The 5,391-nt window shown below is 70.1% G+C and carries 4 protein-coding genes; 3 read left to right on the top strand and 1 reads right to left on the bottom strand.

The window, feature by feature from the left end; translation table 11 throughout:
* The 3 genes from VFO68_RS13370 to VFO68_RS13360 form a co-directional block, all read left to right on the top strand.
* The coding region (locus VFO68_RS13370; protein ID WP_325158573.1) for an MMPL family transporter at window positions 1-1,990 on the top strand (1,990 nt) is incomplete at its 5' end.
* A gap of 186 nt (window positions 1,991-2,176) precedes the next feature.
* Complete coding sequence (locus tag VFO68_RS13365; protein ID WP_325158572.1) at window positions 2,177-4,660, top strand: glycoside hydrolase domain-containing protein; 2,484 nt, start codon at window positions 2,177-2,179, stop codon at window positions 4,658-4,660.
* Between the two features lie 46 nt (window positions 4,661-4,706).
* Window positions 4,707-5,102: a hypothetical protein gene (locus tag VFO68_RS13360; protein ID WP_325158571.1), complete on the top strand. Its 396-nt coding sequence runs from the start codon at window positions 4,707-4,709 to the stop codon at window positions 5,100-5,102.
* Between the two features lies 1 nt (window position 5,103).
* Here VFO68_RS13360 and VFO68_RS13355 read toward each other — a convergent pair.
* The coding region (locus VFO68_RS13355; protein ID WP_325158570.1) for an enoyl-CoA hydratase-related protein at window positions 5,104-5,391 on the bottom strand (288 nt) is incomplete at its 5' end.

Here is a 5,391-nt window from a genome sequence, read left to right as displayed (position 1 = left end):
GTCGGAGAACGTGCTGATCACCGCCCGGGAGGGCAACCTGGACAGCGCCCGGGCCCAGGCCGCGGCGGCCGACGTGCGGGCCAGCATGTCGGGGCTGTCCCAGGTCGGCGAGGTCAGCGAGGCGCTCCCCTCGCCCAAGGGCACCGCGGTTCTGGTCAACGTGGAGATGACCGGTGACCCGCACACCGCCGAGGAGCGGATCCAGCCGCTGCTGGACACCACCGCGTCGGTGCAGCAGCGCTACCCCGACCTGCGCATCGAGGAGGTCGGCGGGGCGTCGCTGGACAAGGCGCTGTCCGAGACGCTGGGCAAGGACTTCCAGAAGGCCGAGCTGATCAGCATCCCGGTGACCCTGATCATCATGCTGCTGGTGTTCGGCGCGCTGATCGCCGCCGGGATCCCGGTGCTGCTGGCGATGTCCGCGGTGGGCACGGCGCTCGGTCTGTCCGCGCTGGTGTCCCACCTGATCCCGGCGACCGACAACACCTCGAGCATGATCCTGCTGATCGGCATGGCGGTCGGGGTGGACTACTCCCTGTTCTACGTGCGGCGAGAACGTGAGGAACGGGCCAAGGGCGCCGGCCACGTGGACGCGGTGGAGATCGCCGCCGCCACCTCCGGGCACGCGATCGTGGTCTCCGGGATCGCCGTCGCGGTCGCCATGGCCGGCATGTTCGTGGTCAACGACATCGTGTTCTCCTCGATCGCCGTCGGCACGATCCTGGTGGTGCTGGCCGCGATGATCGGCTCGATCACCGTGCTGCCCGCACTGCTGGCCAAGCTCGGCCGGTGGGTCGACCGGCCGCGGGTTCCGGTGCTGTGGCGGCTGTCCATGCGTCCCGGTGGCGAGCCCCGGTTCTGGCGCGCGGTGCTGAAGCCGAGCCTGCGTCGCCCGGGCCTGACCCTGCTGATCTCCGGCGCCGCGCTGGTGGCCCTGGCGATCCCGGCGTTCGGCATGAAGCTCAACGCGCCGACCGAGGCGGACCTGCCGCGCTCCATCTCGATCATGCAGTCCTACGACCGGATGACCGATGCGTTCCCCAGCACCGGCGGCGCGCACTCGATCGCGGTCCGGGTGCCGGCCGACCAGACCGCCGCCGGGCGGGCCGCGGTGGACGACCTGCTGGGCCGGCTGGCCGCCGACGACAGCTTCGCGTACGACCAGGCGCCGCGGGTGGACGAGGCCGCGGGCGGCCGGATCTTCGTGGTGCGGGCCGGCATTCCGGACGACGCCGGCAGCCAGGCCGCCGACGACTCGCTGGCCAAGCTGCGCACCGAGATCCTGCCGCAGACGCTCGGCACGGTGGCGGGCGTGGAGTTCGCGGTCAGCGGGCAGACCGCGGGCGAGAACGACTTCATCGACACGATGAACGACGCACTGCCCTGGGTGATGGGGTTCGTGCTGCTGCTGACGTTCCTGGTGATGCTGTGGGCGTTCCGGGCGCCGGTGATCGCGCTGAGCGCGATCGGGCTGAACCTGCTCTCCGCCGGAGCGGCATACGGAGTGCTGGTCCTGGTGTTCCAGCACACCTGGGCGGAAGGCCTGCTCGGCTTCACCTCCACCGGCGGCATCGTCGCCTGGCTCCCGGTGATCCTGTTCGTCACGCTGTTCGGCCTGTCGATGGACTACCACGTGTTCGTGGTGAGCCGGATCCGGGAGACGGCCGCGGCCGGAGCCGACACCCGCACCGCGATCGCCACCGGGATCACCCGCTCGGCCGGCGTGGTGACCAGTGCGGCGGCCGTCATGATCGGGGTGTTCTCGATCTTCGCCACGCTGAGCACGATCGACATGAAGCAGCTCGGTGTCGGGTTGGCCACGGCCATCCTGATCGACGCGACGCTGATCCGGGCGGTCGTGCTGCCCGCCATGATGGGCGTGCTGGGCCGGGCCAACTGGTGGACGCCGCGGTTCCTGCGCCGCCGGGGTGAGACCGTCCCGCCGGCAGGCGCGGCGGCCGAGCCCAGGCAGCTCGAGCCGGTCGGCTGACCCAGGCGACCACAACGGGGCTGGACCGGTTCGCGGTCCAGCCCCGTTGCCGTGTGCTGAGTTTGTGAAGACTCCGTGGAGAACGGCGCCCGCTGTCCTGGCCGGTGTTACGGTTCGCGCATCGTTGGCGCGCTGGGGAAATCACACCGGACACATGCGATGTTCGCACGCCTGGAGGAGATCGCGATGGGGGTTTGGCCGAGGGCACTGCTGCCGCGCCGGGGCGCGCTCAAGCTGATGGGAGCGTCCGCGGGCGCGGCCGGGGTGACCACGGTGCTGGCCGCGCCGGCCGTTGCCGCGCCGCCGGACCAGATCAAGCCGCCGCCGGACTCCGCCGCCGGGGTGCCGCAGCCGAGGCCGGAGCTGGAGCAGTTGCGCGGCGAGGAGCGGCTGTTCCGGGCGAACTCGGTCGGCCCCGGCTTCATCGGCCCGCTGGAGGACGAGTGGGTGCGGCACGCCCAGGAGTGGGTCAACGCCGTCTACGGAGGCAAGCCCGGATTCAACCGAGCGCCGGAGGACGGCCACACGGGCTGGGAGACCATGTACGCCCTGACCCGGGCGCTGCAGATCGAGCTCGGAATACCAGCCGACAGGCTGTCCGACACCTTCGGTCCGGCCACACTGGCCGAGCTCACCAGACAGTTCGGCGAGATCGGGCCGGGCGCGCCGACGAACATCGTCCGGATAGTCCAGTGTGGACAGTACTGCAAGGGCTACTGGGGCGACCAGCTCTCCGGAAACTACGGCGAGACGACCGGCGACTGGGTGCTGAGGATGCGCCGCGACATGGGTTTCACCGACGAGCGCAGAACGTTGGCCCCCAAGGAGTTCAAGGCACTGCTCACCATGGACGCCTACGTGGTGGTGGAGAACGGCTCCACCACCGTGCGCTCGGTGCAGCAGTGGATGAACCGGACCTACTACGCCCAGTCCTGGTTCTCCATCATCCCCGCCGACGGCCACGGCTCCCGCGACGTGGCCAAGGCGCTCATCTGGGCGTTGCAGATCGAGATGGGGGTGCCCGGCGCCAACGGCACCTTCGGACCCGGGACCCGCGCCACGTTGCGGGCCAGACCGAGGTTGACCGTCGGTGCCGCGGACACCGGCACCTCGGTGTACGTCCGGCTGTTCCAGGCCGGCATGATCTTCAACCGGTACGAGATCCCGTTCGACGGGAACTTCACGGCGACCGTGCGCGACCAGGTGACGAGCTTCCAGGAGTTCGTCGGGCTGCCGGTCAACGGCACCGGCGACTACCAGACCTGGTGCTCGCTGCTGGTCAGCAACGGTGACCCGGACCGGCGCGGAGCCGCCTGCGACTGCATCACCGAGATCACCGCCGCCCGGGCCGGGGCGCTGTTCTCGGCCGGCTACCGGGTGGCCGGGCGATACCTGTCCAACGTGCCGGGCGGCACCCTGGACAAGAAGATCAAGCCAGGTGAGCTGGCCGCGATCTTCGGCGCCGGAATGCGGGTGTTCCCCATCTTCCAGACCTACGGCGGTAGCGCCGGCTACTTCAACGAGCAGCAGGGGGCGCGGGACGCGAGCCTGGCACTGTCCGCCGCGACCGGCTACGGCTTCCTGCGCGGCACCACGATCTACTTCGCCGTCGACTTCGACGCGCTGGACAAGGAGATCACCGAAAAGATCATCCCGCACTTCCGGGCGCTGAAGCGGGCCATGAACCTGTATGGCAACGCCTACCGCATCGGGGTGTACGGCGCTCGTAACGTGTGCACCCGGCTGTTCAACGAAGGACTGACCGAGACCAGCTTCGTCTCCGACATGTCCACCGGGTTCAGCGGCAACCTGGGTTTCTCGATGCCCCGCAACTGGGCCTACGACCAGATCGCCACGATCACCGTGGGCTCCGGTGCGAGTGGCATTCAGATCGACAACAACATCTACAGCGGACGCGACTCCGGCCAGTCCGAGGTGGTCGCCCGGCCCACCCCCGCCGACGCGCCGGACAACTACTTCAACGTCGACCGCAAACCGGCGCTGACCACCGACCTGGAGGCCTACGCCGAGACCGTCACCTCCAACAAGACCGGGCTCAAGCACTCCGTCGCCGAGTCGGTCGACGTGGTCGTCGCCTACGACGAGCTGATCACCAACCTCAGCCGCTCGTTCGGGGTGCGCAAGGCGCTGATCCAGGCCGAGGTGTTCTGGGAGTACTGGAAGCAGACGCCGCTGGACGACGTGGCCGACGGGCTGGTGGTGTCCTGGTACGCCTACAAGATCGCCTACGAGGCCTGGCAACGGGTGCCGGTCGGTCCCGCGCCGACGCCGCCGGTCGGCGGGCAGGAGGACGCCAGCACCGGGATCGCGCAGATCTTCGCCGCGACCGCGATCCGGGCCCGCAACTGGGCCCTCGGCCAGGGTCTGATCACCGGCAGTCCGCTGGTCGGCTCCGACTGGCATGTCGTCTACCAGGTGTGGAACGGCCTGCACGACGACGGCAACGACAACATCGCCACCGTCCCGGTGGTGCTGTTCGAGGGCGCCGCCGCGGTGGGCATCGGCGGTCTGCGGCTCAACTACACCGACGACGAGCTCCGCCGGATCTTCGCCCGCTACAACGGGACCGGGCCGGACGCCGACCACTACGGGGCCGAACTGCTCGGCACCTACCGGGTTTTCGAAGGGCACAACGCTGCGCTGCGCTAGTGTCGCGGTGTGGCCGGGTTGCAATGCCGGCCCGGGAGGTCAGTCGGTGCCGGAGCGGACGGCGACCACAGCCAGGCGCGGTCGCGTGGCACTGGCCTGGCTGCTGACCAACCTGGCGATCGGCTACCTGTTGGCGTTCCCGCTGCTGCTGGTCGTCGTGTACAGCTACTACGTGCGGGCAACGGTGTGGGGCACGGTGTCCTCCCCCTTTCGCGACGGCGAGGCCGACGTCGGCGTGTTCGTCATCCTGATCACCGCCGTTCCGCTGGCCGTCGCCGCCGTCGCCGTGAACCGGCTGCTGCGTCGCCGCTGGGGGCTCACCGGGCGGGCCGCGGCCGCGTTCTGGACCGGGACGGTGCTGCTGCTGTTCGGCCCGTTCACCGCCTTCGCGCTGAGCGACCTCACCGTCCCGCAGATGCTCGGCCGCGGCCTGCTCTGGTGACCTACTCGCCGGTGAACTCCGGCGGACGCCGCTCCAGGAAGGCCTGCACCGCCTCGCCGAGATCCCGGCTGGGCAGGAACGCGGCGTTCCAGGCGCCCACGTAGCGCAACCCGGCGGCCACGTCGGCCTCGCGGTCGTGGTTCAGCACGTCCTTGATCCCCTGCACCACCAGCGGCGCGTTGCCGGCGATCTCGGCGGCCAGGGCCCGGGCCGCGGCCAGGGTCGCCTCCTGGTCCGGGTGCACGTGGTTGACCAGCCCGATCCGCCGGGCGTGCTCGGCGTCGATGTC

The sequence above is a fragment of the Actinophytocola sp. genome (assembly GCF_035712165.1).
Classification (GTDB): Bacteria; Actinomycetota; Actinomycetes; order Mycobacteriales; family Pseudonocardiaceae; genus DASYTH01.
The sequence above is the reverse complement of the archived record's forward strand: the minus strand, read 5'-3'. Positions and strand labels throughout refer to the sequence as shown.